The following is a 25,394-nucleotide window of genomic DNA, read 5'->3' on the forward strand; positions in this document are numbered from 1 at the left end:
CACCCCCCCTGCCTTTACCTGCAAACCAAGGAGCCATGACATGAGCAACATTCTTCGTATCGATGCGAGCGCCCGCCACATGGGCTCAACCACCCGGCAACTCACCGACCGGCTGGTCGCGCGCCTTGTCGAGCATGGCTATGGCGCCAGTGTCACCCGCCGCGACCTGACTGCGACGCCGCCCGCCCTGCTGACCGAAGCTTGGGTCGCCGCCAACTTCACCGACGCCGCCGAGCGCAGCACAGACCAACGGGCCGCGCTCGCGGCTTCCGACGAACTGATCACCGAACTCGAAACAGCCAACACGATCGTCATCGGCGTTCCGGTCTATAATTTCGGTATCCCCGCGTCGCTCAAGGCGTGGATCGATTTGATCGCCCGGGCGCGCAAGACCTTCCGCTATACCGAAAACGGGTCCGAAGGCCTGCTGACAGGGAAGAAGGCGTTTCTGGTCGTCGCATCAGGCGGCGTGCAGGCCGGCAGCGAGCAGGATTTCGCGACCAGCTATCTGCGCCATGTGCTCGCCTTCGTCGGCATCACCGACGTCAGTGTCATCGCAGCCGATCAGCACATGATGGATGAAGGGGCCCTCACCCGCGCCGCATCGGCGATTGAGGAGCTGCCAAAGGCCGCCTGACGACCGCAGCCCGGCACGAGACGAACGCGCCGGGCTGCTCGCCCGTGGTCGCTGCCGCGACCTTTCCCCTTTCGGTGCGGGGGCCGGCGTCCTATAGCGCCACGATGCTGCTTTCCGACCGTGTTCTGTTCCTCGATGGTGAGGCCCTGGTTATCGACAAGCCCGAGGGGTTGCCGGTCGATCCGCCGCGTGACGGCAGCCTCAGCCTCGAAAACCATCTCGATTCGCTACGCTTCGGCTTCAAGCGCTGGCCACTTGCGGTCCACCGGCTCGACCGTGACACGTCGGGATGCCTGCTGCTCGCCCGCAATCCCAAGGTACATGGCCGCTTTACCCGCGCCTTCGAAGGGCGCGAGGTCGACAAGCAATATCTGGCGATTCTCGAGGGCGTGCCCGACGCCGACAGCGGCACGATCGACCTCGCGCTAGCCAAGACATCGACCGCCGAGCGCGGGTGGCGCATGGTGGGCGATGCGAAAGGCAAGCCGTCGGTATCGCATTGGGAGAAACTGGCGGTCGAGAGCGGCCGTGCCCTGCTGCGCTTCCGTCCCGAGACAGGACGCACGCACCAGTTACGCGTTCACGCGCTGGAAGGGCTCGGCTTTCCCATTCTGGGCGATCCGGTTTACGGTACTGGCGGGGCCCGCGACCGCACACTGCTGCACGCCGAAAGGCTGGTCGTGCGGCGTGACGTCAAGCCGCCAGTGGTGGCCGAAGCGCCCTTTCCTGCACGCTTCGCAGCGCTCGGTTTCTCCCCGCCCGAGGGAGCCGCGCCTACCCGTGGCTGACATTCCGGAAAGCGCGATCACCGAACGCTTCCTTGCCGGGTCCGGACCGGGTGGACAAAATGTCAACAAGGTCGCGACCGCGTGCCAGCTTCGCGTCAATGTCTATGCTCTCGGCCTGGCGCCCGATGTCTATCGACGGCTGAAGACGCTGGCAGGCAGCCGCATGACGGTCGATGGCGAACTGGTCATTCTCGCTCGACGGTTCCGTACGCAGGAAGCGAACCGAGCCGACGCGCGCGCGCGGCTGTCCGAGTTGATCGACGCGGCGCTCGTCCGTCCCGAGAAGCGCATCAAGACCAAGCCGAGCAAGGCCGCCAAGGCACGGCGTGTCGATGGAAAGAAAGCGCGCAGCGCGGTCAAGGCGAGCCGTGGCCGGGTACGCGGTTTCGACTAGCGGCGACACGGCGTCCATGCATCTGTATCGCCTCGACGCACCGGCGCGCGCGGTAGCCGCCGCTCTGGGCGCCGAAGCAGGCGCCGACCCCTGGGCCGGCGGCCATGTCGCCCCCGGACAGCCGGCGCCGGTAATCACTGGTAACGGTCAGCCAGGAAGCCGCCGCCATTTGCGGCCAAAGCTATGGGGCGTACCGCCACCACCGCGCGGGACGCAGCCCGTAGCGCATGTCCGCAACCTCGCCAGCCCGTTCTGGATCGGGACGTTGCGGCATCCCGAACTGCGCTGTCTGGTGCCCGCTACCGCCTTTTCCGGATGGACGGGACCGGTGGGTGCAAAGCGGCAGCATTGGTTCTACCTGCCCGACCGGCCGATCTTCGCCTTTGCCGGGATTCATCGGCAGGGGGAAGATTGGCCCAGCTTTGCGATCTTGACCACCGATCCCAACCGCTTGGTCGGACGTCATGCGACTGAGGCGATGCCGCTGATCCTTCGCGCCGAGGACCATGACCGCTGGCTGACCGCCGAATGGCGCGACGCAGCGCAGCTGGTCACGCCCTATCCCGGCCAAGATATGGCTGTCGCCGACACCCCGCAAACGCAGAAAGATTCATCCTGAATCTTCACCTGCAGATAACCATCGATACAATAGAATCGCGGGACAAGACGACGGAATCAGGACTGCATCACGTGCTGGGCAACGAAAATTCGACCGACAGGACACCCGCAGCCACCGACGAGGCGCGGCGCGCGAGTCGCAGCGACGTCCGCGCCCGCGCCCGGCTGCGCGAAGCGGGACGCCATCCGTTCGACGCCGACCTGTTCGATCTGTCGTCCACCGGCTTTCGCTTCTTTTCCTATTCGCCGCCCGCAATCGGAACGCGATTGTGGGTCAATCTTCCCGGCCTGCAACTGCTCGAAGCGGTCGTCCGGCGCATAGACGGCACCAGTTGCGGATGCGAATTCGCCAGTGCGCTGCACCCTTCGGTGACGGCACATCTTCAATCCAGCCTGCGCTGAGCGTTCAGCCGGGATCTTTTTCTGACAGATTCAAGATATGCTGCCATTCGGCGGGCCGCACCCGCCCGACCGACAGGCGCGACAGGCGGATCAGGTCCATGTCGACCAGCTTGGGATCGGCCTTTATCTCCGCGAGCGTGACTGGGCGATCCAGCTTGCGCACCGGCGCCACCCGAACGACGACCCAAGGTGAACCCTCATCGGCAGTCGGATCGGGAAAGCTTTCTTCGGTGATACGCATGATCCCGACGCATTCCTTGCCGATATTGCTGTGATAGAACAGCGCCTCGTCGCCGACCTTCATCGCCATCATGTTGAGCTTGGCCGAATGGTTGCGCACGCCGTCCCACATGCCGGTGCCTTCGGCAACCAGCTGGTCCCAAGGATAAACATCGGGTTCCGATTTCATCAGCCAATATTGTTTGCTCATGTCGCCGGGCTTAGCCGAGCGCAGCGCACGGGCAAACGCCTTTTTCCCTTTCGTCCGCCCATCGACACGCCTAAATCCTGATTCATGTCAAAGACGTGCGGCCCCTATGCGGGCAAGGCACGTCACAGCAACATTCAAATGGATTTTCATCGCATGACCGCCGCCGTCCCCGTCATTTCCATGTCGCTTTCCGCCGAAGATTTCGCCCGCGATTTCGGCGGCTCGTTCGAGCGATTCGGCTTTGCCATGATTACCGATCACGGAATCGACCCAGCGCTGATCGACGATGCGTGGGCCAAGGCAAAGGTATTTTTCGCGCTGCCCGAGGCCGCAAAGCGCGCCTATCATATCCCCGGCGGCGGCGGCGCCCGCGGCTACACCCCCTTTGGAACCGAAATCGCGAAGGGCGCAAAGGAAGTCGATCTCAAGGAATTCTGGCATGTCGGGCGCGATCTGCCCGCGGGCCATCCGCTCGCTGCGCAGCAACCGAACAATGTCTGGCCCGACGAAGTGATGGGTTTTCGCGACACCTATGACACGCTCTTTGCAGAATTCGACCGGGTCGGCGGTGCGTTGCTTTCAGGCATCGCCCGCTATCTTGGCCTCGCCCCCGATTTCTTCGACGACACGGTAAGGGACGGCAACAGCGTGATGCGCCTCCTCCACTATCCTCCTGTCGAAGCGCCCGCCAAAGGCATCCGCGCCGAAGCGCATGAAGATATCAACACCATCACCCTGCTGCTCGGTGCCGAGGAAGCGGGGCTCGAAATCCTCGACAAGGATGGCAGCTGGCTTCCCGTCTCGCCGCCCGCCGGGGCAATGGCGGTCAATGTCGGCGACATGCTGCAACGTTTGACCAACAACCGTCTTCCCTCGACCACCCACCGGGTCCGCAACCCGGACGAAGGCCGTGCGAGCGTCGCGCGCTATTCGATGCCCTTCTTCCTGCATTTCCGCTCGGACTATCCGATCCGGACGCTCGAAAACTGCATCGACGCCACGCACCCCGATCTTTATCCGACGCCGATCACCGCCGATGAATATCTGCAGGAAAGATTGCGCGAGATCGGTCTGAAGAAATAGATTCTCAGCGCGTAGAGGCGGCGAAACGCGAACGCAGCGCCTGAAGTTCGCGCTCGGGTACGGGCTTCAGCGCTGCCGCTGCCTTTCCTTCGCGCAGGCGCTTGCGATCCTTTTCCGATGGCTCGACCCGGCGAACGCGCACCGGTGCGTGGCCGCGCTCCTTGATCCCGATCAGATCGGCAGCGCCGCGCGACAGGTCGATGATCCGCCCACCCCCGGCGAAAGGACCGCGATCGTTGATCCGCACGATGATACGGCGGCCGCTGTCGAGCGCCGTCACCTCGACATAAGTGGGCAGCGGCAGGGTGGTGTGCGCCGCGCTGATCCAGCCGGGACGGAATTTTTCGCCGTTGGCGGTCCGATTGCCCGACTCGCTGCCATACCAGCTCGCATATCCCATCATGTCATAGCTCGGCGCAGCGGCGGGAACATAGGTGGTGCCGCGCACCGAATAGGCCGAACCGATCTTTACCGGCGTATCGCTCACAGCGCGAAAGCCGCCACCAGCGCACGCGGAAAGCGATAAAAGCAAAGCAGCGGCGACGCTCTGGCGGATGACCGGATGAGGCGACATACCCTGAAACCTAACGCCTGCGTCGCCACGCCGAAAGACCCATCTGCCACGCCATCACCCTGTGCCATCGCGCCCGCAGCTGCCCGAGGGCTGTTCTGTCATCGGTCCACCCAATAATCGAACACCGCCTGCTGCTGTTCGCGAATGAAGCGCGCCGCCGCCGCGCCCTCCCATGGACCGTCATAGCCAAGAAGCAGCGCGGTACCGCCGACCCACCACCCCTGCCCCGGCAAGCGATCGCTTTCACGTACCACCAGCACGGCAAGGTCGGGTTCGCCGTCGAGTGCACATAGCCGATCGACCTCGCCCAATGTCTTGCAGACCGCACGCATCTTGGGCCGGGTGAAACGAAAGCCCAAATCGCCGAGCAGTTCGGAATAGCTGACGCTTCGCCCTGCACGCGCCGCGTGGGTCAGGATCGCGCGGATACGCGGCGCATCGCCAAGCGCACTGACGTCGGCGACCGCCGCTTCGCCGCCCAGCCCTCCGTCTAGCGCGCCTTTGGCGGCCATGGGATAAAGCCCGAGGTGCGCTGTACATATTCGGCATAGCCAGGCCGCGTCCGGTGCAGCCCTTTTTCGAGCAGCGCCTTGCCCGACCAGCGTGTCAGCGTGAAGGTCAGGAACAGCGGCCCGACGACACTCGCGAGTGCCGCCGGATGGCCCGTATCGGCGGCGATCAGCCACAGCCCCCACCAGGTAAGCGCATCGCCGAAATAATTGGGATGGCGGGTATAGCGCCACAGGCCGGTATCGAGCACGCGTCCCTTGTTCGCAGGGTCGGCGCGAAAGGCGTCGAGCTGTGCGTCGCCAATGCTCTCAAAGGCAATGCCGCCAAGCGCCGCAACGATACCAAGCCAACCGAGCGGCGACAACACAGACCCCGGGTCAGCGGCGCTCGCCCAGATGCCGATCTGCGCCGGTAGACAAGTGATGAACAGCAGGGGCGCCTGGGTTAGAAACACGGTGACGAGCGCGGTCTGAGGCCAGCTCCAGCCCTTGGCCTCCATCGTCCGCGCCATGATCATTTCATAGCGCGGATCCTCTCCCGACCGGCGCCAGCGCAGAAACAAATGCCCCGCCAACCGCAGTCCCCACAATGCGGTGAGCAGCACAAGAGCCATGCCATGGACGCCGTTTGCTCCAGTCTGCACCAACGCCCCGGCGGCGAGCAGGACCATGCCAAATGCCCAAAAGGCGTCGATGAAGGACACGTCGCGAACCGCCACCGACAGACGCCACAAAAGCAGGATGACGGCCATCAACCCCACAAAATTCAGCAACAGCAGCAACGGCAGCGCGGTCATCCCTGTGCCTCCCCTCCCTCTTCGCCCAATATGTCGGCGATCGAGCGTACCGCACGATCGGGATATTTGGGAACACAGCTTTTATAGACGTCGAGCACCTTCATCATATCGGCGCGAAAATCACCGGTCGGCCAGATCAGTGGGCCCAAACCGCCGGTGCGGGTGCCGTAATCCATCAGTCCGACGACCATCGGCACCTTTGCCGCCAACGCAATCTGGTAAAATCCCGTCCGCCATTTCCGCACCTTGCCGCGCGTTCCTTCAGGCGCAACAGTCAGCATGAACTCGTCGCGCCACGCAAACTCGTCAGCCATCTCCTGCACGACATTGGCGTTGCGGTGCCGGTCGACCGGAATGCCGCCCATCTGGCGGATAAACCCGCCCAGCGGCCAGCGAAACAACGACAGCTTTGCCATGAAATGCGGCCGCACACCCAGATCGGCGGTCAGCCCCAGAAAGTTGACGAAGTCCCAATTGCTGGTGTGCGGCGCCGCAATAATGATGAACCGACGCGGTTCGGGCACCTCACCCGCTGCCTTCCACCCGCGGGCACGATAGAGCGCGAGCAAAAACCGGCGCACAGTGCGCGCCAGCCATCCCGGCTTATCGTCCCCATGATCTGCCATGCCATTCCCCTTCCCGTCCCGCTTGCTCCAAAGCCGGAACCGGCGCAAGCGGCTTGCGACGCCCCGCGCTTTCTGCTCCCATGCCCGCAAACAGGGGAGAGATTGCATGAGAAAAATATCCGTGCTGTTGCTGTCGACCACGCTGTTCGCCGCACCGGCCGTCGCAAGGGAAAGCGCGCCGCGCGCCGATCAGATCGCCTTTCGCGACATCTATCGCGAACTCGTTGAAACCAATACCACCCTGTCGTCGGGCAGTTGCACGCTGGCCGCCGAGCACATGGCGACCCGGCTGAAGGCAGCGGGCTTTTCCGATGGTCAGCTCACCCTGTTCACGGCGCCCGGCCACCCCAGGGAAGGTGGGCTGGTCGCCGTTTATCCCGGCACGTCGCAAACCGCGAAACCGATCCTGCTCGTCGCGCATATCGATGTCGTCGAAGCGAAGCGCGAGGATTGGGAACGCGACCCATTCAAGATGGTCGAGGAAAACGGCTATTTCTATGGCCGCGGCACCGCAGACGACAAGGCACAGGCGGCAGTGTGGGTCGACACGCTGATCCGTTTCCAGAAGGAAGGGTACAGACCCAAGCGGACGGTCAAGATGGCGCTGACCTGTGGCGAGGAAACCAACGGAGCCTTTAACGGGGTCGAGTGGCTCGCCGCGAACAAGCGCGAACTGATCGATGCCGAATTCGCACTGAACGAAGGCGGTGGCGGCGACAGCGACGGCAAAGGAAAGGTGCTGGGCCAGTCGGTGCAGGTCGGCGAAAAGACCTTTGCCAATTTCCGCCTCGAAACGCGCAATCCCGGCGGCCACAGTTCTGCCCCGACGCCAGAGAATGCGATCTATCAGCTTGCCCGTGCGCTGACGCGGATCGAGGAATATGAATTTCCGCTCGAGATGACAGATACGACGCGGCGCTTTTTTGCCGAGGCCGGCGCGGCGCGCGGCGACCGGATCGGTAGCGCGATGGTCGGGCTGGCGCGCGACCCGACCGACCGCGAGGCCGAATCGATCGTCAACACCGACCCCTTTCTGCACAGCAATTTGCGCACCACCTGCGTCGCGACCTTGCTCGACGGAGGCCATGCCGCCAACGCCCTGCCGCAACGCGCCGGTGCCAACATCAACTGCCGTATCTTTCCCGGCCATGCGATAGAGGAAATCAAGGCCGAACTGGAGCGCATCATCGGCGACGTCGGCGTTACGGTGACGCAGCTTCCCCCCAAGCGTCCGGCGCCGCCCGCCCCGCCGCTGGCGTCAAAGGTGATCGGTCCGATGCAAAAGCTGGTCGATAGATATTGGCCTGGATTAAAAGTGATCCCGTCAATGGCGAACGGCTACACCGATGCGACCTTCCTCGGCGCGGCGGGAATTCCGACCTATGGCATCCCTGGCATGTGGGGCGATCCCGACGGCAATGGCGCGCACGGCCTGAACGAACGGATGGAGGTTCGGTCCGTCTATGTCGGGCGTGACTATATGTTCGATCTGGTCAAGGCCTATGCCAGCAATCCATGATCGGAGCGCCTCTTTGTGAGGCGCTCCGGCTTACGCACGCGACTGAGCCAGCCGGTGCACCGGGCCGAACTGAGCGATCGCCGCGCCAATGAAGGGCAGCGCGACGAGCCATAGCCGCACCCCGGTCACGCCCATCGGGCTCGCGATGCTGATCGCCGCGGTCGCGCCCAACCCGGCACAGATCAGGACCAGGCCGGTCATCAGGCGCCAGTGCGGCACGTCCCTGTCGCTGCCGCTCGCGCGTTCGTGGCGCGCGAAGGCCATGATCAGCGGAAAGAGCGCAAGGATATAGAGCAGGAACCAGACGGGTCGCGCGATCCACCAGTTTGCACTGCCCGGCTGGACATCAAGTCCGACCCCGCCAAGCAGCCAGGCCGCCACCATTACCAGCACAAAGGCGGTCAGATGCCAGAGATAGATGGTCATGATCATGCCGTTGACGAGCACCACGCTGGTCCAGACGCGCATATTGTCCAGCATCCGTCGGCCCGCTGGCTCAAGCGCGAGCGCAAATCCGCTTTGGGCGATACCAAGCGCGAGCAGCGCTATCGTCGGAGGCATCGAATTGCTGAGTTCCGCACCCGGAACGCCGATCATCGCGATCGGATAGGGACCAAAGCTGACAAGCAGGCCGAGCGCGATCGATCCGCCCATCCCCCATATAAGCGCCCTTCCCGGCGTCAGCCGCCCTTCGCTCCATGCAAAGCCGAGTTGATGGATCGCGAGCCAGACAAAGCCGAAGTTCAGGAAATTGACATAAGGGACATCGAACCGCAGCGCGGCGATATCGACCGCCACCGCCCCGGCGGCCAGCGCCCAGAAGGATGCAAAACCCCAGCGCTTCCAGGCGCGCCAGGTCATCGGCACCAGCGCCGCGACCATCAGATAGACCGACAAAAACCAGACCGGGATCAGCGCAAGTTGCGCCGCCATTGCGACCACGCCGCGCTCGATACCCATCAGCGTGCCGAACATCGCGACCAGCGTCCAGATCAGGAACAGCGGTAACACCGGATTGATCAGCCGCTGCAGCCGCCCGCTGTACCAGCTTTCATAAGAGCCGCCGTCACGCTGCGTCGTTGCCCACGACATGCCGTTCGAAAAGCCGCCAACCAGAAAAAAGAGCGGCATCACCTGAAACCCCCAGGTCAACCACTGCGTCCAGGGCAGGATGCCAAGCAGATGTCCGCCCTCGACCGCGCCGTCCCGCATATATGGCGCAGCAACCAGCCAGTGGCCGACAACAACTGCCAGGATCGACAGCGCACGCAGAAAATCGACATAGCGGTTGCGTTCGGGGGGCGCCTTCGACGCCATCTCATGGGCCCGCGACCAGATATTTTTACGAGCGGCGCCTGCGGCTTCGGTCATAATGTCATCCCCTCCGGTAGAAGATGCAAGCTAATGCCCATCGGCGGCAAGACAAGGGGCCAGACGGTGCATCCTCGGGATCGGCGCCCCTTTTCCGCTTTCCTGCTTTATCGTGCCGTGTCAGCGTCTTGCCGCCCCTTGAAATCGGGCGCCCAGCCTGACAGGCTCGCAGCGAAAGGTCGTCGCTTAAAGCCATAAAAGACAAAATCCGGGCGCGCAGATGTGGGAGGTTTTCTGGCTTTAGGCGCACCGGGCGCCTCCTCCACCGCCGATCGCGCGGGACGGGCGATGCTTCGCCTTTGCCTTGGCGCGCCAGCCTTGCTATCGGCTCGGGACAATGGCGACCGACACCGAAGACCTTCCTCCTTCCGAACCCGGCAACATCGACACTCCGTTCGACAGTGCGCTCTCCGAACGCTATCTCGTCTATGCGCTGTCGACGATCACGGCACGCTCGCTGCCCGACCTGCGCGACGGGTTAAAGCCCGTTCACCGTCGCCTGCTCTGGGCGATGCGCGCGATGCGGCTCGACCCCAGCCAGGGATATAAGAAATCGGCGCGCGTCGTCGGCGACGTCATCGGTAAATTCCATCCGCACGGCGACACCGCCGTTTACGACGCGATGGTCCGCCTCGCCCAGGATTTCTCACTCCGCTATCCACTCGTCGACGGCCAGGGCAATTTCGGCAATATCGACGGCGATAATGCCGCCGCCTATCGCTATACCGAGGCGCGGCTGACCCGCGTGGCGGTCGACCTCATGCAGGGGCTCGACGAAGGCACGGTCGACTTCCGCCCCACCTATAATGGCGAGGACGAGGAACCGGAGATCATGCCGGGCCTCTTCCCCAACCTGCTCGCCAATGGCGCAAGCGGCATTGCGGTCGGCATGGCGACCAATATTCCCCCGCACAATGCCGCCGAAGTGATCGATGCCGCGCTGGTGCTGATCGATCAGCCCAACGCCGAACTCGCCGCGCTGCTCGAACATGTGAAGGGCCCCGATTTTCCGACCGGCGGCATCATCGCCGACAGCCCCGAAACCATCATCCATGCGTATGAAACCGGGCGCGGCAGCTTTCGCGTCCGCGCGCGCTTTTCGACTGGAAAGCAGGAAGATGGCAGCTGGGAGGAAACGGGGATCGAAAAGCTGTCGGGTGGAACCTGGCAACTTGTCATCAGCGAAATTCCCTATGGTGTCGCGAAGGGCAAGCTGATCGAACAGATCGCCCAGCTGATCGCCGACAAGAAGCTGCCGATCCTTGAGGATGTCCGCGACGAAAGCGCCGAAGACCTGCGCATCGTGCTGGTACCGAAGAGCCGCAACGTCGACCCCGAGATACTGAAGGAAAGCCTGTATCGGCTGAGCGAGCTCGAAAACCGTTTCGCGCTTAACCTGAACGTCCTCGACGCAACGCGCACGCCCAAGGTGATGGGGCTGCACCAGCTGCTGACCGAATGGCTGCAGCATCAGATTATCGTGCTCGTCCGCCGCGCCGAACATCGCATCGGCAAGATCGACGACCGGCTGGAACTGGTCGCGGGCTATCTGATCGCCTTTTTGAACCTTGACCGGATCATCGAGATCATCCGGACCGAGGACGAACCCAAGGCGGTGATGATCGCCGAATTCGAACTGACCGACCGTCAGGCCGAAGCGATTCTCAACATGCGCTTGCGCTCGCTGCGCAAACTGGAAGAGATGGAACTGAAGCGCGAACAGGATGCGCTGACCACCGAGCGCGAAGAGCTTGCCAAGCTGATCGAAAGCCCGGCACGTCAGCGCACCCGGCTGAAACGCGACCTCAGCGCCCTGCGCGCCGTATATGGCCCCGACACGGCTCTCGGTGCGCGCCGCACGACATTGGCCGAGGCGGCGCCCGCGCGCGATATCCCGCTCGACGCGATGATCGAAAAGGAACCGGTGACGGTCATCCTGTCGAAACGTGGCTGGATTCGTGCCCAGCGCGGCCATGTGGCCGCCGACCAGTGGGCCGAATTCAAGTTCAAGGAAGGCGACGAGCTGGCCTTTGCGACACATGCGCAGACCACCGACAAACTGCTCGTCGCGGCCAGTGACGGCCGCTTCTATACCATTGGCGCCGACAAGCTGCCCGGCGGACGCGGCTTTGGCGAACCGCTTCGGTTGATGGTCGATATCGATTCCGATGCCCGGATCGTTGCGATGATACCGGTCAGTGCCGACGGCCGCCTGCTCGTCGCATCGACCAGCGGGCACGGCTTCGTCGCCCAGATGAACGAAGTGACGGCCGAAACGCGCAAGGGCCGAAATGTCGTCAACCTGAAACCCAAGGCCGAACTCGCGGTGGTACGAGCGATCGGCCCCAGCGACGACAGCGTCGCGGTGGTCGGTGAGAATCGCAAGCTGGTGATCTTCCCGCTCGCCGAAATCCCGGTGATGACGCGCGGCCAAGGCGTGATGCTGCAACGCTATCGCGACGGCGGCCTGTCCGACGTGACCAGCTTTACCTTCGCCGAAGGATTGAGCTGGACGATGGGTGGCGAAACCGGCCGGACGCGCACCGAAACCGATCTTGCGCCCTGGCGCGTCGCTCGCGGCGGTTCGGGGCGCATGCCGCCAACCGGCTTTCCGCGAAGTAACCGCTTCAACTGATCCGATTTTTTCGGTGCCGTAAACAGCTTCTTTACCTCCCCGAACATACGCATGGGTAAATGGGGAAAGGTCGCTTAAAACCAGCTGCTATGCCTATAGATCGCACCGGCGAAGACCGGCCCTTATTGTTCGTCGGTTGGATCGACGCACTTCCGGTACCGGCGGCACTGATCCGCCCGCTTTCGCGCGGCAATTTCAGCCTGCATGCCAGCAATGCCGCCTTTGACCGCCTGAAACTGTCGCCTGCGAGCGCCAGTATCCCGCTCCCCTTGTCGCGCGCGATCGAACGAGCCGCGAATCATCCTGGCGACACCCAGGAATTTTCTTGTCAGCTGGGCGAGGGAATTGCGGCCCGTGACCTGCGTGGGTCGATCGGGCCATTATCAGCCGAATGCGGCGACGATTCGCTGTTCCTGCTCACCCTGATCGACCGCACGCAGGAAATGATGACCGAGCGCAATCTGCGCCGCGAACTGGTGTCGGACAGCCTGACCGGCCTGCCCAATCGCGCCGGGTTCGAAGAGATGGTCGAACAAAGGTCGGGACTCGACGGCCCGGCCGAACATGTGATCCTGTTGCTCGACCTCGCCCGGTTCAGCCGGATCAACGAGCATATCGGACCGCTGGCGGGCGATGAGCTGATCATTACGGTGGCACGGCGGCTGAAATCCAGCCTGCGCAGCGGCGATATTCTGGCGCGCACCGGTGGCGACGAATTTGCCATTTCATCGCGCATCGCCGGCGGGCGCGCCGATGTTCGCGAGCTCGCACGGCGCATTCGTGGATGTTTCGACCACCCCTTTCGTATCGGCGAGTTGAAGGTCAGCGTCGATTGCGCGCTGGGCTGCGCGATCCAGCCCGGCGGCGACGCCCATATCGCCGACCAGATTCGTCACGCCCAGATCGCCCTGAAACGTGCGAAGCAAACCGATCGGATCGAAATATACGAACCCGAATCGGCGATGTTGTCCGACAATCGCTTTGGCCTGGAAACCGCACTTCGCAACGCGATTGAGGAAGATCGGCTGCATCTGGCCTTTCAGCCCTTGATCGAACTGGCGACCGGGCGCGTATCGGGTTTCGAGGCGCTGGCACGCTGGAACGACGACCAGGGCAACGCCATTTCGCCCAATGAATTCATTCCGGTCGCCGAAGATTCGGGGCTGATCGTTCCGCTGGGCCAATGGGCGATCGGCAAAGCCGCAGCCATGCTGGCGCAATGGGACGGCCAGAATGATACGGGGCCCGTCGATTGCTACATCTCCGTCAACGTGTCGGCGATCCAGCTGATCCGTGACGATGTGGCCGACGTCGTCCGCGACGCGCTGGCCACCCACGGCATCGGCGGCGAGCGACTGATGATCGAACTGACCGAGAGCGCAATCATCGGTGATCCCGATCGCGCCATGTCGGTGCTGAGTGAGTTGAAGGCATTGCGAGCCCGGGTCGCGATGGACGATTTTGGGACCGGCTATTCCAATCTGGCCTATTTGCAGCGCCTGCCGATCGACGTGCTGAAGATCGATCGCAGCTTTGTCGAGCATATGGTGGACGACCGCGAAAAGGTGGCGATCGTCCGGACGATCCAGAGCCTGGCCGAAGTGCTGGGGATGAAGACCACCGCCGAGGGCGTCGAAACCACCGACCAGGCCCGGTTGCTGTCCGCGCTCGGTTGCGATTTCGGACAGGGGTTTCTGTTCGCCAAGCCGATGGATAGCGGCTCAGCAATCGATTATTGGCGCCGTTCGCTTTCGCATCCGATCTTCTGATCGACCAGTTCGGCGACGCGCGATGCGTCGGGAAAATCTTCACTCACCCATGCGGCCTCGACCGCCTTCAGCAATCGCGCGACATCGGGGCCAGCCGCTACGCCCCGCGCCACAATATCCCCGCCCTTCAACGGCAACATCGGGACATTCCAGCCCCCAAGCGACTGCACCGCAGCGCCGGACGATGCGACGTCGCCCGCCAGCAGATGAATGTCGCGCGCGGCTTCGATACCGACCGCATGCGCCAATTGCCGCGCCGGACGCGCAATATCACCGCGTCGCGCTGCAAGCGCCGCAAGGTGGGTGCGCTGTTTTTTCGAAAGACGCAGCCGGCTGGACACCTGTTCGGCGATGGCGGCATCGGCCGGCAACAGCGCGGACAGCCGGCGCAGCGCCGTGCCCTGTTCTCCCGCCGCATCTTCGTTGCCGAGCAACCGGTCCAATGTGGTGGCAAAAGCGCCGTCCAGTTCGGGTAGCATGACCGCGAAGATCCCGTCGTGGGCCATCTGCCCGACGATCGCCCGCGGATCGGGCAACGCCAATATCTTGAGCAATTCGTCCGCGATGCGTTCGCGCGACAGGCTTTTGAGCGACTGGCGTGCCGCGATCACCGCCGCATGGCTGTCGGCATCGAGATCGCCGCGACCGAAGCGCGCCACGAAACGATAAAAACGCAGGATACGAAGATGGTCCTCCGCAATGCGTGTCGCGGCGTCGCCGATGAAACGCACGCACCCTGCCGAAAGATCGGCGATGCCGCCAAACCAGTCTTCGACCTCGCCCGTCAACGGATGCGCATAGAGCGCATTGATCGTGAAATCGCGGCGCGCCGCATCGTCGCGCCAGTCGTCGGCAAAGGCGATCGTCGCGCGGCGGCCGTCGGTTTCGACATCGCGGCGCAGCGTCGTGATTTCGTGATGATCGCCGCTGGCGATGGCGGTCACGGTGCCATGGGCGATACCGGTCGGGATGATCTTGATATCCGCCGCCTCCAGCCGCCGCGTCACGTCAGCCGGCAGCAACGGCGTCGCAAGGTCGATATCGGTTGCGGGATAGCCGAGGAGCGTATCGCGCACGGCGCCGCCGACGACCTTTACCATATCGGCACCCAGCGCGTTGACGATCCGGCGCAGCCCCGTCCGGCGGCGCCATTCGGCTTCGGGAAGCATGGTCATCGGTGCCAGCCCGGCGGCAGACGCTTCGCAAGATTGATGATGATATCCGCCGTCACGCCCCAAATCCGCCGTCCCTGCCAATGCATGTCATAATAGCGCCGCAGCCGCCCCTGCCAATGCGCCTCATGCCGTTCGTAATTGGCGGGGTCGAACAATATGTCGAGCGGGACTTCGAACCAATCCTCAACCTCGTCGGGATTGGGGTCGAGTGGCAGGTCGGGCGGAATGACCCCGAGCACCGGCGTGATGTGATAACCGCTGCCCGACCGATAGGCATCGGTCGTTCCCGCGATCCGCACGTCGCGGCGATGAAGGCCGATCTCCTCCTCCGCCTCGCGCAGTGCGGCATCGACGACATCGCGGTCGCCCGGATCGACCTTTCCTCCCGGAAAGGCAACCTGTCCCGCATGACTACGCAGCCATTGCGGCCTCTGGGTCAGGATGATGCCCGGGTCCGGGCGATCGGTGAAGGCGATCAGCACCGCAGCGTCGCGAAGTGTATCGTCCCGATTCAGCAGATAGGTTTCGTCCTGCCCGCTATCAGGCAACAGATTGTCGAGCGCTCCGCGTAGCTTGTCCGACAGCATCAGCGGTCCACCAGCGGAAAGCAGGCACCGTTCGACCAGATCGCGGGCGGATCGCCGCCATCCGACAGCGCCATATCGACGATATCATAGAATAAAGCCCGGTCGATCCGCGCTTCCAGCCCGTTGCCGATCGTACCGCGGACATGAAGCCTGGGGTCGGGATTCTCGGGGTCGCTGCCGAAAGCAAGCGGATGCTCCGCACCGGCCATGACCAGATCATCGGTGTCGAGGCGGAAGACGAGACGGCGCACCGCACCGCTCCCCTCGCTCTTCATCTCCACGGCGCGAAATGGCGTGTCCTCGACCGCGATAGCCAGCCTCTCAGCCGGAGTGACGAGAACATGGCCGCCATCCGGTTCGCGGCGCAGGATCGTCGAGAACAACCGGACCATCGCGGGCCGGTTGATCCGCCCTCCTTCATGATACCAGCTTCCGTCAGCGCGAATTTCCATCGCGCTGTCGCCCGTCCGTTCGGGATGCCATTGCTCGACCGGCGGCAATTTGCGGGCCGCGAGCAATTCGGCGGCCTCGGCAAGCGTCAGGGCCGAGAAATCAGCGGGAAGCAAAGGAACGGAACGGACCATCCCCTTGAGATAAGCGCCGATGGGCGCAAGTAAAGGCATGACAGCGCCGGAGAACGCATCGGCGACCGCCGTCGCCCCCCAGCGCGCTCATGCGAGAAAGTCCCGGAAAACTGCGCAACTTTACTCGCAAATCGCTGCTCGGCAGTGTGAAAGATCGGCATGGCGCAATGCTATGCCGCCCCCGCATTATAGGACAGCGCTTTGTCGCCGCGCCTACCGCGGCCCGATCATCCCGGCACCGGTCGGCAACGCATGTCCGTTTGTCGCCCGGGCAAGGAGGCGGCGGCGTTCGAATGGCCCCGGCAAATCCCATGCTCCGGTCGCGTCGGCGGCAAAACCGAAGAAGCGCCCATAATATTCGGGATCGCCGATCATCATGAGCGCGCCGTCGGCCCGCGACTCCGCCGCGTCTAGCATATGCGCCATCAACGCGCGTCCATGCCCACCGCCCTGGACGTCGGGGCGCACCGCGACCGGCCCGACCATGACCAGCGGCGTGGCGACACCGTCGGCCGACCGGTGCGCGACGGGCCAACACTGGATCGTGCCGATCAATGCTGCATCGTCCACCAGAGCGAAGCTGAGGGCCGGGACCGCATCGACGCCTTCGCGGATGCGGTAGGCAGTTCGTCCAAAGCGATCCGGACCAAAAGCCGCATCGAGGAGATCCTCGACCGTCTGGGGTTCGATATCCGTCAATGGAAGTAACTCGACCAATGCGCGCCCTTTCGCTAATGCGGCGGCGCTTTAGGGGCAGGCAGCGGCGTTGCAAAGCCGAATATCGCCCCACTCGACAGGAAGATGGCGTGACCGACACATTATGGCTCGAAGTCGACGGGCTGACCGTCCAGGTGCTGACCGGCATTTATTCGGAGGAAACCCATCTGCCGCAACCGCTGCGCATATCCGTGCGCGCGCGGCTGGCGATGGCCGACCATTATGATCCGACGACACCGCTGAGCGCATCGAAAAACTATATGCACCTGAAGTTCGCGGCGACCGACGGCATCCCCAAGGATGTCCATTTCGTGCTGATCGAAAGCGTCGCCGATCACATCATCGACACGCTGTTCCTGCAGGACGAGAAGGTCGAGGAAGTGGAAGTCAAGATCGTGAAGCTGGCCATTGCCGAAGAGGACGAACAGATCGGCATCACCATGCGCCGGGCGCGCAAATGACGCAGAAGCTGGCGCTGGTCACGGGCGGGCTGCATCGCGTCGGCGCGGTGATCGCCGCACGCCTCGTTCGCGAAGGCTATGCGCTGGCAATCCACAAGCGCAGCCCAGGCGAAGCCGATCCTGTGCTGGCGGACGCGCTTCTCGAAACCGGCGCGACAAGCCACCGCTTCGCCGCCGACCTGTCCGACGCGGCGGCGGTCGATGCGCTGATCCCCGCTGTGGCCGAGCGATTCGGGCGCACACCGGACCTGCTGGTCAACAATGCGGCACTGTTCGCCGAAGGCGAATGGCCCGACCTGTCAGCCGCTGCATTGACCGAGATGATGCAGGTCAACCATCATGCGCCGGTGATGCTGGCCAAGGCACTGGTCGCGGCGAGCGGACCCGATACCCGTCCGGCGATCGTCAACATCGTCGACCAGCGCGTGCTGCACCCAGTTCCCGACCAGCTTGCCTATAGCCTGTCGAAATCGGCGCTGTGGCAGGCGACCGCGACGCTGGCCGTTGCCTTCGGCGGCCGGGCGCGGGTCAATGCGGTCGCGCCGGGACTGACCCTGGAGACAGAGGATTACAGCAAGGCCCAGATCGGACGGCTCGCGTCGCGCATGCCGCTCGGCGCCTTGCCCACCCCGGCCCAGATCGCCGATGCCGTGCTCTATCTCGCACGCGCCGAAGCCGTAACCGGGCAGACGATCTTCGTCGATGGCGGTGCGCATCTGTCGCCGATGGGTCGCGATTTCGTGGCGCTGGAGCGCGATTGACGCAGCCGGGCGCCTCCCCGCCGCCAAGCGGCGGGGAGATGGCACCTCAGTAAATATGCACCGCCTTGGTGATCAGATAGCCGTCGAGTCCCTCTGGCCCGCTTTCGCTGCCGAAGCCGGATTCCTTGATCCCGCCGAATGGCATGTCATGGCTGGAAATCACGAAGCTGTTGATCCCGACCATACCGCTTTCGATACCATCGGCGATACGATTGATGCGGCGGCCATTTTCGGTGAAGGCAAAGGCGGCGAGGCCGTAGGGCAGTCGGTTCGCCTGTTCGAGCGCCTCGTCCTCGTTGCCAAACGGGCGGATCATTGCCATCGGACCAAAGGGTTCATGGTTCATCGCATCGGCGTCGAGCGGCACATCGGCGAGTGCGGTCGGGCGGAAGAAATAACCCTCGCCGGTCGCCTCGCCGCCTGCGATCACCCGCGCACCCTTTGCCGTCGCATCGGCAATCAGCGCTTCAAGCGCCGGCGCGCGGCGCGCATTGGCAAGTGGGCCCATCTGGGTGTCGGCATCGAATCCGCTGCCGATCTTTACCCGGCTGGTGCGTTCGGCAAAGCCTTTTACAAAAGCGTCGTAGATACCCTGCTGGACATAGAAGCGGGTGGGCGAAACGCACACCTGCCCGGCATTGCGGAATTTCTGCATGACCACGCGGTCGAGGGTCGTTTCAAGGTCGCAGTCGTCAAAAATCAGCACCGGGGCATGACCGCCCAGTTCCATCGTGATCCGCTGGACCCGGTCGGCGGCCAGCTTCATCAGATGCTTGCCCACTGCAGTCGAACCGGTGAAGCTGACCTTGCGGATGATGGGGCTCGCCAACAGATGGCGGCTGATCATGTCGGGATTGCCATAGACCAGTTGCACCGCATCGCCCGGAATACCCGCGTCCGCGATACAGCGCATGATCGCGCTGGTACAACCCGGCGTTTCCTCGGGCGCTTTTGCGATCACGACGCAGCCCGCCGCGAGCGCGGGCGCGATCTTCTTGACCATCAGGTTGACCGGAAAATTCCAGGGGCTGAAACCCGCAACCGGCCCGACCGCCTGTCTGAGCACCATCGCGCGCTGTCCCGCCGGACGCTGCAGGACGCGGCCTTCGATGCGCTTTCCCTGTTCCGCGAAATATTCGAAAAGCCCGGCCGCCGACAGGACCTCGCCGCGCGCCTCGGCGATCGGCTTGCCCTGTTCGAGGGTCAGCAGCGTCGCGATATGCTCGACCCGTTCGCGGATCAGCCCCGCCGCCTTGCGCATCAGCGCGGCGCGCTCGTCGGGGGTCTTGGCTCGCCACAGCGGCCAGCCGCGTTCGGCAGCGGCAAGAGCTTCGTCAAGATCCGCTTCCGTCGCGACGGGCAGGTCGGCGATCGTTTCTGCCGTTGCCGGGTTGAACACCGGCCGTGCCTCGCGCCCCTCACCCCCGCGCCATTCCCCGGCAATGAACAGCTGAAGGTCGGCGTCGTAGGTCACAGTCATGGGCATCTTCCTGTCTGATCCGCTTGCACCGAGCTACGCCGAAATACTTGTCGATCCGGCCCTGTGCCAAAGAAAAGGGGGTGGTTGGGTTACGCCGATATAGTCCCGATCAGCGATAGTTAAAGCTGATGCTGATCCGTTCGCCCTTGCCGCCGTTCGGCATGACTTCGTGCCGGAGCCAGCTTTCCCAGAGGAAAATGCGCCCGGCGGCGGGTTCGGCATAGACGAAGGGGTGAAGATGTTCGGGTGCATCCTCGCAGCGCCCGGGCGCGGCCATCATCATGGCAAGGCGCGGGTCTTCAAGTTTCAGCGCCCCCGATCCCGGCGGAACCGCGACATAGAAGGTGCCCGACACGATACTGTGCGGATGGATATGACCGCTGTGGGTGCCGCCCGGTTTCAGGATGTTGACCCACAGGCTGTCGAGCTTCAGCGGCTTGGCAAGGTCGAAATGGCAAGCCTTGGCAAATGTCTTTACCTCGCGGTCGAGCAGCCGTTTGAGGTCCGCGAAGGCGGGATCGCGCTGCGGCAAATCGTCGAGGCTCGCATAGCTGGTATAGCCGCGATAGCCATGCTCGCGGCTCCACGCGCGGCCTGCCCCGTCCTCGCTCGCGAACAGGCGGCAGCTGTCCTCCAGTTCGTCCAGCAGGTCGGGCGAGCCGATGTCGGCCTCGTAAAAATGGGTGGCGAAGAGCGTGCGAACCGTCATGATGGCCGCAAAGCACAGCAGACCGACGAGGGCAAGGGAGAGGAAGATGGCCACCTTTGAATTGATCGCCAGTGGATTGCGCTTTCCCGAGGCCCCGGTCGTCATGGACGACGGCAGCGTCATCGTTACCGAGATCGAGGCCGGCCGCATTACCCGGTGCTGGCCGGGCGGCCGTAAACAGGTGATCGCAGAGCCGGGCGGCGGCCCAAACGGCCTGGCAACCGGGCCTGATGGCAAGCTGTATTGTTGTAACAACGGCGGCTTCAACTATGCCGAAAGCGACGGCCTGCTGGTGCCGCATGGGATTGCCGACGATTATTCGGGCGGCCGCATCGAACGCATCGATATCGACACCGGAGCGGTTGAAACGCTTTACCGGTCGGGCGAGAGTGGCGTCGTACTACGCGGTCCCAACGACCTGATGTTCGACGCCAGCCGCGATCATGGCGGCGGTTTCTGGTTCACCGATCACGGCAAGGTCGATTATCGAAAGCGCAGCCACGACATTGTCGGCATATTTTATGCCAAAGGCGACGGCAGCTTCATCGAAGAAGTCATCTTTCCGAGCCACAATCCGAACGGCATCGGCCTGTCGCCCGACGGCAGCAAGCTTTACGCCGCCGAAACCTATACGTGCCGCCTGACCCAGTTCAACATCATCGCCCCCGGCAAGGTGGACGACAGCGGCGGACCCGCGGGTCCAGGCATGCCGCTGTATCGCCCCGCCGGATATAAATTCTTCGACAGCCTGGCGATGGAGGCGAATGGCAACATCTGTGTCGCCACCATCGGCGAATGCGGCATCAGCGTCATATCCCCCACGGGGGAGTTGGTCGAATTCGTCGCCACCGACGATATTTTCACAACCAATATCGCCTTCGGTGGGCCCGATCGCCAGGATGCCTATATCACCCTGTCGGGTACCGGTCGCCTGGTCAAAACCCGCTGGCCGCGCCCCGGCCTGCAATTGCAATACTGAGGAGAAGGCCCGGATGCGGCACGAAATTCACCGCGAAAGCCATGCGATGGAACGGATCGGCTGGCTGCGCGCCGCGATCCTGGGCGCCAACGACGGCATCGTATCGACCGCCAGCCTGATCGCCGGGGTCGCAGCGGCAGGCGCCTCGACACCGACCATTCTCGTCACCGGCACCGCCGGACTGGTCGCGGGCGCCATGTCGATGGCGGCGGGCGAATATGTTTCGGTCAGTTCACAAAGCGATGCCGAGCGCGCCGACATCGCGCGCGAGACGCAGGAGCTCGCAAACGACCCCGCTCACGAACTGGAGGAATTGACCCAAATATATCAGCAACGCGGGCTCGATCGAGCACTAGCCGAACAGGTTGCGGCGCAGCTTACCGACCACAATGCGCTCGACAGCCATTTGCGTGACGAACTTGGCCTGACGCACCACATGCGCGCCCGGCCGATTCAGGCTGCGGCCGCATCGGCGGCCAGCTTTGCGGTCGGGGCCGCCCTGCCCCTGGCGATCGTGCTGCTGACAACAGGACCGCGACTACCCTGGCTGGTATCGGGCGCATCACTGCTCTTTCTGGCACTGCTCGGCGCGCTAGGCGCGTGGGCGGGCAACGCTCCGATGCTGCGTCCGGTGGCGCGCGTCACCTTTTGGGGCGCGATGGCGATGGCCGCGACGATGGCGATCGGGTCGCTGTTCAACGCGCCGATCGGTTAGTCCGGGCAGGCTCGAACCGGGTGCGGGTCAGCGCGCATCGAGCCAGTCGCGCAGGGCAACCGCATTGTTTCGCATATCGTCCTTTGCCGCATACAGCAGCGTCACGGGACCGCACGCAAGCGCTGCGTCAACCTCGCGCAGGGCCGCTTCGATCGCCTCTCCGCCGGCGTCAAGTTCGGCGAAATAAGCCCGGCGAAAAGCCGCCCATGCGGCGTCCGAACCTGCCGTTTCGCCGTGAAAATCCTTGCGCAGGGCATCGCTGGGCGACAAGGCGCGCACCCAGGCGGTCAGCGCGGCGCGATCCTTCGACACCCCGCGCGGCCACAGCCGATCGACCAGAAAGCGCGCGCCGTCTCCTTCGTCGGCGGGGTCATAGATTCGCTTGACCGATAATCCCATCACCTGCCTCGCTTCCGATTGCCAGCCGCCACGGCATCTGCAACTCTATCGCCGTCCCGGCATCGCGGGCAAGGCAATAGACGGAGACGATATGACCGACAGCGGCTGGGCCATCGAGATCGACCGCGACGACATCGGCAAAGCCGAGCTGGTCGGCGACCCGTCTCCCCCGCTCACGCCCGGACAGATACGGATGCGTATCGACAGCTTTGCGATGACCGCGAACAACATCACCTATGCGCTGTTCGGAAAGCCCGCCGGTCTTTTCGGTCCCGACAAGGACGGTAATGATCAGGGTTATTGGGATTTCTTTTCCGAACGCGGGACGCCGGGGCGTCTGCCGGTATGGGGCTTTGCCACCGTGACCGAAAGCGCCGCCGAAGGCATCGCGGCAGGCGAGCGCTTCTATGGCTATTATCCGATGGCAAGCCATGTGTCGTTGCAGGCAGGCCATGTCGGTGCTTCCGGCTTTACCGATGTCACGCCGCGGCGCGCGACCCTGCCGCCCATTTACAACCAGTATCAACGCGTCGAAGCGCTCGCAGACTATCGCGCCGCCGACCACGACTATTGGCCGATCTTTCGGCCTTTGTTCCTGACCGGCTGGCTGATCGCCGACCAGTTGGAAGATGAAGGTGATTATGGCGCAGCCCAGATTCTGATCGCCAGCGCGTCGAGCAAGACAGCCATCGGCCTTGCGCACGCGCTGGCGCAGCGTCCCGGAACGCGGCCGCAAAGCGTCGGGCTGACCAGCCGCGCCCATGTCGCCGGCCTTGCCGCGCAAGGCCTTTACGATCGGGTCATCGCCTATGACGACATCATGACGCTCGACCGCCACGTCGCGTCGGCCCTGGTCGATATGGCGGGCAATGGCGCGGTGACGCGCGTGGTGCACAGCCATTTCGGCGATGCGCTGAAGGCATCGATCATTGTCGGCAAGTCGCACTGGGACGCAGACGCCGGACAAGCGGCACTGCCAGGCCCCGACAGACAGGGATTTTTCGCGCCGGGACGCAGCCAGAAGCGCATCGCCGACTGGGGCGGCGCGGCCTTTGCCCAGAAGATGGCGGGAGCCTGGACCGGGTTCATGGATATTGCCCCTCGCCTGGCGCGGGTGGATCGGCGAACGGGATCGGAAGCAGCGCTGGGTGCCTATCAGGAGATGCTGGACGGGCGTAGCGATCCCGCAGCGGGGATTTTGATATTGCCATGCTGATCGTCGGAAACCCGGTTTCGCCTTTCGTGCGCAAGGTACTGACCCTGCTGCACCTGAAGGGCATCGACTATGAACTGGACCCGATCGCACCCTTTTACGGCAATGACGAATTTTCGCGGCTGAGCCCGCTGCGGCGTATCCCGGTGCTGATCGACGGCGATCTGGTGGTCAATGATTCGACAGTGATCGCGGAATATCTGGATGAAGCCTATCCCGAAGTCCCCACCCTGCCGCAAGGCGCGGCAGCGCGCGCGCAGGCGCGATGGATGGAGGAATATGCCGACAGCCGCCTGGGCGATCTGTGTATCTGGGGCCTGTTCTTTCCCCGGATCGTGGCGCCGCATATTTTCAAGCACACGCCCGATGAAGCCGCCATCGCCAAAGTGATCGAAGACGATCTGCCCGCCGCGCTCGACTGGATCGAAGCGCAGGCACCCGATGATGATTTTCTGTTCGAGACGCCGAGCATAGCCGACATCGCCATCGCCTGTCCGCTGCGCAACGCCGCGATCGCAGGTTGGACGCCCGACCCCGCACGCTGGCCGCGAACAGTGGCCTGGCTGGAGCGCATCGGGGCGTTGCCAGCCTTTGCCCGAACGCTCGAATTCGAACCCGCCATTCTGGCCACCCGCCGCGACGGACAACGGGCCGCATTGGAAGCGGTGGGCGTACGGGTCGCAGCGACCAGTTTTGGCACCGACACGCCGCGCGCCAGTATCATGCTGCGCTGAAGCACACGCCCGGCAACCACCGATAAAGGAGCATCATATGGGCCGCCCCACGACCGTCATTTTCGATTTCGGCGGCGTCATCACCGCGTCCCCCTTCGAAGCGTTCAACCGGCTGGAGGCCGAACGCGGCCTGCCGCGCGATTTCGTGCGCCGGGTCAATGCCGCCGATCCCGACCACAACGCCTGGGCGCAGTTCGAAAGGGCGGAGATCGACGCCGCCACCTTTGACGCCCGATTCGCCGACGAAGCCCGCGCCATGGGCCACGAGTTGGAAGGCCAGGCCGTGCTGGCCGTACTGGCGGGTGCGGTACGTCCCGCGATGGTCGCCGCGCTCGACACGCTAAAGGCCCACCAGTTCACCATCGGCTGCATCACCAACAATGTTCCTTCCGGCAAGGGAGCGGGAATGGCGCGTAGCGACGACATGGCGCGCGAGGTTGCCGCGATCATGGCGCGTTTCGACCATGTCATCGAATCGAGCAAGGCCGGCGTCCGCAAGCCCGACCCGCGCATCTATGACATGATGTGCGCAGCGTTGGGCGTCACGCCCGCCGAATGCGTCTATCTCGACGATCTCGGCATCAACTGCAAACCTGCCGCAGGGCTGGGTATGCACGCGATCAAGGTCACGAGCGGCGAACAGGCACTCGCCGACCTGTCGGCGGTAGTCGGCGTCGCCTTGCCCTGACGCCCGGCTGTCGCCCGGCGCCCGCCAAAGGACGCCGGGC

General features: G+C 63.8%; 29 protein-coding genes. 16 read left to right on the forward strand and 13 right to left on the reverse strand.

Annotated features, from left to right (window positions below; translation table 11 throughout):
• The first annotated feature begins 40 nt into the window (after positions 1–40).
• From U0S50_RS01105 to U0S50_RS01125, 5 genes are all read left to right on the forward strand, one after another.
• Positions 41–637: an FMN-dependent NADH-azoreductase gene (locus tag U0S50_RS01105; RefSeq protein ID WP_322306904.1), complete on the forward strand. Its 597-nt coding sequence runs from the start codon at positions 41–43 to the stop codon at positions 635–637.
• Between the two features lie 104 nt (positions 638–741).
• On the forward strand, positions 742–1,425 hold the full coding sequence (locus U0S50_RS01110) for an RNA pseudouridine synthase (RefSeq protein WP_322306905.1): 684 nt from the start codon (positions 742–744) through the stop codon (positions 1,423–1,425).
• Complete coding sequence (arfB, locus tag U0S50_RS01115; protein WP_322306906.1) at positions 1,418–1,819, forward strand: alternative ribosome rescue aminoacyl-tRNA hydrolase ArfB; 402 nt, start codon at positions 1,418–1,420, stop codon at positions 1,817–1,819. Before U0S50_RS01110 ends, arfB begins: the two co-directional genes overlap by 8 nt.
• Entirely contained in the window at positions 1,794–2,438 is a 645-nt protein-coding gene (locus tag U0S50_RS01120; RefSeq protein WP_322306907.1) for an SOS response-associated peptidase, read from the forward strand. The genes arfB and U0S50_RS01120 overlap by 26 nt, the downstream gene beginning before the upstream one ends.
• 71 nt (positions 2,439–2,509) lie before the next feature.
• Positions 2,510–2,839 (forward strand): PilZ domain-containing protein, encoded by a 330-nt coding sequence (locus U0S50_RS01125; RefSeq protein ID WP_322306908.1) that lies wholly within the window; start codon positions 2,510–2,512, stop codon positions 2,837–2,839.
• A gap of 4 nt (positions 2,840–2,843) precedes the next feature.
• Here the strand turns inward: U0S50_RS01125 and U0S50_RS01130 are convergent, their stop codons facing one another.
• A complete protein-coding gene (locus U0S50_RS01130; RefSeq protein WP_322306909.1) occupies positions 2,844–3,269 on the reverse strand; it encodes an EVE domain-containing protein in 426 nt (141 codons plus the stop codon).
• Between the two features lie 153 nt (positions 3,270–3,422).
• Here U0S50_RS01130 and U0S50_RS01135 point away from each other — a divergent pair, with 153 nt between their 5' ends.
• Positions 3,423–4,352: an isopenicillin N synthase family dioxygenase gene (locus tag U0S50_RS01135; RefSeq protein WP_322306910.1), complete on the forward strand. Its 930-nt coding sequence runs from the start codon at positions 3,423–3,425 to the stop codon at positions 4,350–4,352.
• Between the two features lie 4 nt (positions 4,353–4,356).
• Here U0S50_RS01135 and U0S50_RS01140 read toward each other — a convergent pair whose 3' ends face one another.
• From U0S50_RS01140 to U0S50_RS01155, 4 genes are all read right to left on the reverse strand, one after another.
• Complete coding sequence (locus tag U0S50_RS01140) at positions 4,357–4,926, reverse strand: septal ring lytic transglycosylase RlpA family protein (RefSeq protein WP_322306911.1); 570 nt, start codon at positions 4,924–4,926, stop codon at positions 4,357–4,359.
• 98 nt (positions 4,927–5,024) lie between these two features.
• On the reverse strand, positions 5,025–5,438 hold the full coding sequence (locus tag U0S50_RS01145; protein WP_322306912.1) for a ribose-phosphate pyrophosphokinase: 414 nt from the start codon (positions 5,436–5,438) through the stop codon (positions 5,025–5,027).
• Positions 5,417–6,232, reverse strand: coding sequence for a DUF1295 domain-containing protein (locus U0S50_RS01150; protein ID WP_322306913.1), 816 nt, complete (start codon positions 6,230–6,232; stop codon positions 5,417–5,419). Before U0S50_RS01150 ends, U0S50_RS01145 begins: the two co-directional genes overlap by 22 nt.
• The gene (locus U0S50_RS01155) at positions 6,229–6,858 is read right to left on the reverse strand and encodes a lysophospholipid acyltransferase family protein (protein WP_322306914.1); all 630 of its coding nucleotides are present in this window, start codon (positions 6,856–6,858) and stop codon (positions 6,229–6,231) included. Before U0S50_RS01155 ends, U0S50_RS01150 begins: the two co-directional genes overlap by 4 nt.
• 106 nt (positions 6,859–6,964) lie before the next feature.
• Between U0S50_RS01155 and U0S50_RS01160 the strand changes: the two genes are divergently transcribed.
• Positions 6,965–8,377: a M20/M25/M40 family metallo-hydrolase gene (locus tag U0S50_RS01160; RefSeq protein WP_322306915.1), complete on the forward strand. Its 1,413-nt coding sequence runs from the start codon at positions 6,965–6,967 to the stop codon at positions 8,375–8,377.
• Between the two features lie 30 nt (positions 8,378–8,407).
• Here U0S50_RS01160 and U0S50_RS01165 read toward each other — a convergent pair whose 3' ends face one another.
• Entirely contained in the window at positions 8,408–9,748 is a 1,341-nt protein-coding gene (locus U0S50_RS01165) for an acyltransferase (RefSeq protein ID WP_322306916.1), read from the reverse strand.
• A gap of 337 nt (positions 9,749–10,085) precedes the next feature.
• On the opposite strand from U0S50_RS01165, the gene parC reads away from it, so the two are divergent.
• Positions 10,086–12,383: a DNA topoisomerase IV subunit A gene (gene parC / locus U0S50_RS01170; protein WP_322306917.1), complete on the forward strand. Its 2,298-nt coding sequence runs from the start codon at positions 10,086–10,088 to the stop codon at positions 12,381–12,383.
• A gap of 89 nt (positions 12,384–12,472) precedes the next feature.
• Positions 12,473–14,152 carry a bifunctional diguanylate cyclase/phosphodiesterase gene (locus U0S50_RS01175; protein ID WP_322306918.1) on the forward strand — a complete coding sequence of 560 codons (1,680 nt, stop codon included), beginning with the start codon at positions 12,473–12,475 and terminating at the stop codon, positions 14,150–14,152.
• On the opposite strand, the gene U0S50_RS01180 is transcribed toward U0S50_RS01175, so the two are convergent.
• The 4 genes from U0S50_RS01180 to U0S50_RS01195 form a co-directional block, all read right to left on the reverse strand.
• Complete coding sequence (locus U0S50_RS01180; RefSeq protein ID WP_322306919.1) at positions 14,116–15,327, reverse strand: CCA tRNA nucleotidyltransferase; 1,212 nt, start codon at positions 15,325–15,327, stop codon at positions 14,116–14,118. The two genes, U0S50_RS01175 and U0S50_RS01180, sit on opposite strands and share 37 nt — an antisense overlap.
• The gene (locus U0S50_RS01185; protein ID WP_322306920.1) at positions 15,324–15,914 is read right to left on the reverse strand and encodes a CoA pyrophosphatase; all 591 of its coding nucleotides are present in this window, start codon (positions 15,912–15,914) and stop codon (positions 15,324–15,326) included. The genes U0S50_RS01180 and U0S50_RS01185 overlap by 4 nt, the downstream gene beginning before the upstream one ends.
• Positions 15,914–16,498: a DUF1285 domain-containing protein gene (locus U0S50_RS01190; RefSeq protein ID WP_322307271.1), complete on the reverse strand. Its 585-nt coding sequence runs from the start codon at positions 16,496–16,498 to the stop codon at positions 15,914–15,916. The genes U0S50_RS01185 and U0S50_RS01190 overlap by 1 nt, the downstream gene beginning before the upstream one ends.
• Before the next feature lie 213 nt (positions 16,499–16,711).
• Positions 16,712–17,215, reverse strand: coding sequence for an N-acetyltransferase (locus U0S50_RS01195; protein ID WP_322306921.1), 504 nt, complete (start codon positions 17,213–17,215; stop codon positions 16,712–16,714).
• A gap of 89 nt (positions 17,216–17,304) precedes the next feature.
• On the opposite strand from U0S50_RS01195, the gene U0S50_RS01200 reads away from it, so the two are divergent.
• Positions 17,305–17,676 (forward strand): dihydroneopterin aldolase, encoded by a 372-nt coding sequence (locus tag U0S50_RS01200; protein ID WP_322306922.1) that lies wholly within the window; start codon positions 17,305–17,307, stop codon positions 17,674–17,676.
• Positions 17,673–18,437: an SDR family oxidoreductase gene (locus U0S50_RS01205; protein WP_322306923.1), complete on the forward strand. Its 765-nt coding sequence runs from the start codon at positions 17,673–17,675 to the stop codon at positions 18,435–18,437. The genes U0S50_RS01200 and U0S50_RS01205 overlap by 4 nt, the downstream gene beginning before the upstream one ends.
• A 46-nt stretch (positions 18,438–18,483) precedes the next feature.
• On the opposite strand, the gene U0S50_RS01210 is transcribed toward U0S50_RS01205, so the two are convergent.
• On the reverse strand, positions 18,484–19,917 hold the full coding sequence (locus U0S50_RS01210) for an NAD-dependent succinate-semialdehyde dehydrogenase (protein WP_322306924.1): 1,434 nt from the start codon (positions 19,915–19,917) through the stop codon (positions 18,484–18,486).
• A gap of 109 nt (positions 19,918–20,026) precedes the next feature.
• Positions 20,027–20,626 (reverse strand): TIGR02466 family protein, encoded by a 600-nt coding sequence (locus tag U0S50_RS01215; protein ID WP_322306925.1) that lies wholly within the window; start codon positions 20,624–20,626, stop codon positions 20,027–20,029.
• A gap of 46 nt (positions 20,627–20,672) precedes the next feature.
• Here U0S50_RS01215 and U0S50_RS01220 point away from each other — a divergent pair, with 46 nt between their 5' ends.
• Together U0S50_RS01220 and U0S50_RS01225 are read left to right on the forward strand one after the other, a co-directional pair.
• On the forward strand, positions 20,673–21,605 hold the full coding sequence (locus U0S50_RS01220; RefSeq protein WP_322306926.1) for an SMP-30/gluconolactonase/LRE family protein: 933 nt from the start codon (positions 20,673–20,675) through the stop codon (positions 21,603–21,605).
• A gap of 13 nt (positions 21,606–21,618) precedes the next feature.
• Positions 21,619–22,320 carry a VIT family protein gene (locus U0S50_RS01225; protein ID WP_322306927.1) on the forward strand — a complete coding sequence of 234 codons (702 nt, stop codon included), beginning with the start codon at positions 21,619–21,621 and terminating at the stop codon, positions 22,318–22,320.
• Between the two features lie 27 nt (positions 22,321–22,347).
• Here U0S50_RS01225 and U0S50_RS01230 read toward each other — a convergent pair whose 3' ends face one another.
• A complete protein-coding gene (locus U0S50_RS01230) occupies positions 22,348–22,719 on the reverse strand; it encodes a DUF488 domain-containing protein (RefSeq protein ID WP_322306928.1) in 372 nt (123 codons plus the stop codon).
• Between U0S50_RS01230 and U0S50_RS01235 the strand changes: the two genes are divergently transcribed.
• Genes U0S50_RS01235 through U0S50_RS01245 form a run of 3 tightly spaced genes read left to right on the forward strand, consistent with a single transcriptional unit; the run spans position 22,703 to position 25,354 of the window.
• Positions 22,703–23,935 (forward strand): DUF2855 family protein, encoded by a 1,233-nt coding sequence (locus U0S50_RS01235; RefSeq protein WP_322306929.1) that lies wholly within the window; start codon positions 22,703–22,705, stop codon positions 23,933–23,935. The genes U0S50_RS01230 and U0S50_RS01235 overlap by 17 nt on opposite strands.
• Complete coding sequence (locus U0S50_RS01240) at positions 23,929–24,666, forward strand: glutathione S-transferase family protein (RefSeq protein ID WP_322306930.1); 738 nt, start codon at positions 23,929–23,931, stop codon at positions 24,664–24,666. The genes U0S50_RS01235 and U0S50_RS01240 overlap by 7 nt, the downstream gene beginning before the upstream one ends.
• Positions 24,667–24,703: 37 nt before the next feature.
• Positions 24,704–25,354 (forward strand): HAD-IA family hydrolase, encoded by a 651-nt coding sequence (locus U0S50_RS01245; RefSeq protein WP_322306931.1) that lies wholly within the window; start codon positions 24,704–24,706, stop codon positions 25,352–25,354.
• Positions 25,355–25,394: the final 40 nt, after the last annotated feature.

The sequence above is a fragment of the Sphingopyxis sp. genome (genome assembly GCF_034380315.1).
Classification (GTDB): Bacteria; Pseudomonadota; Alphaproteobacteria; order Sphingomonadales; family Sphingomonadaceae; genus Sphingopyxis.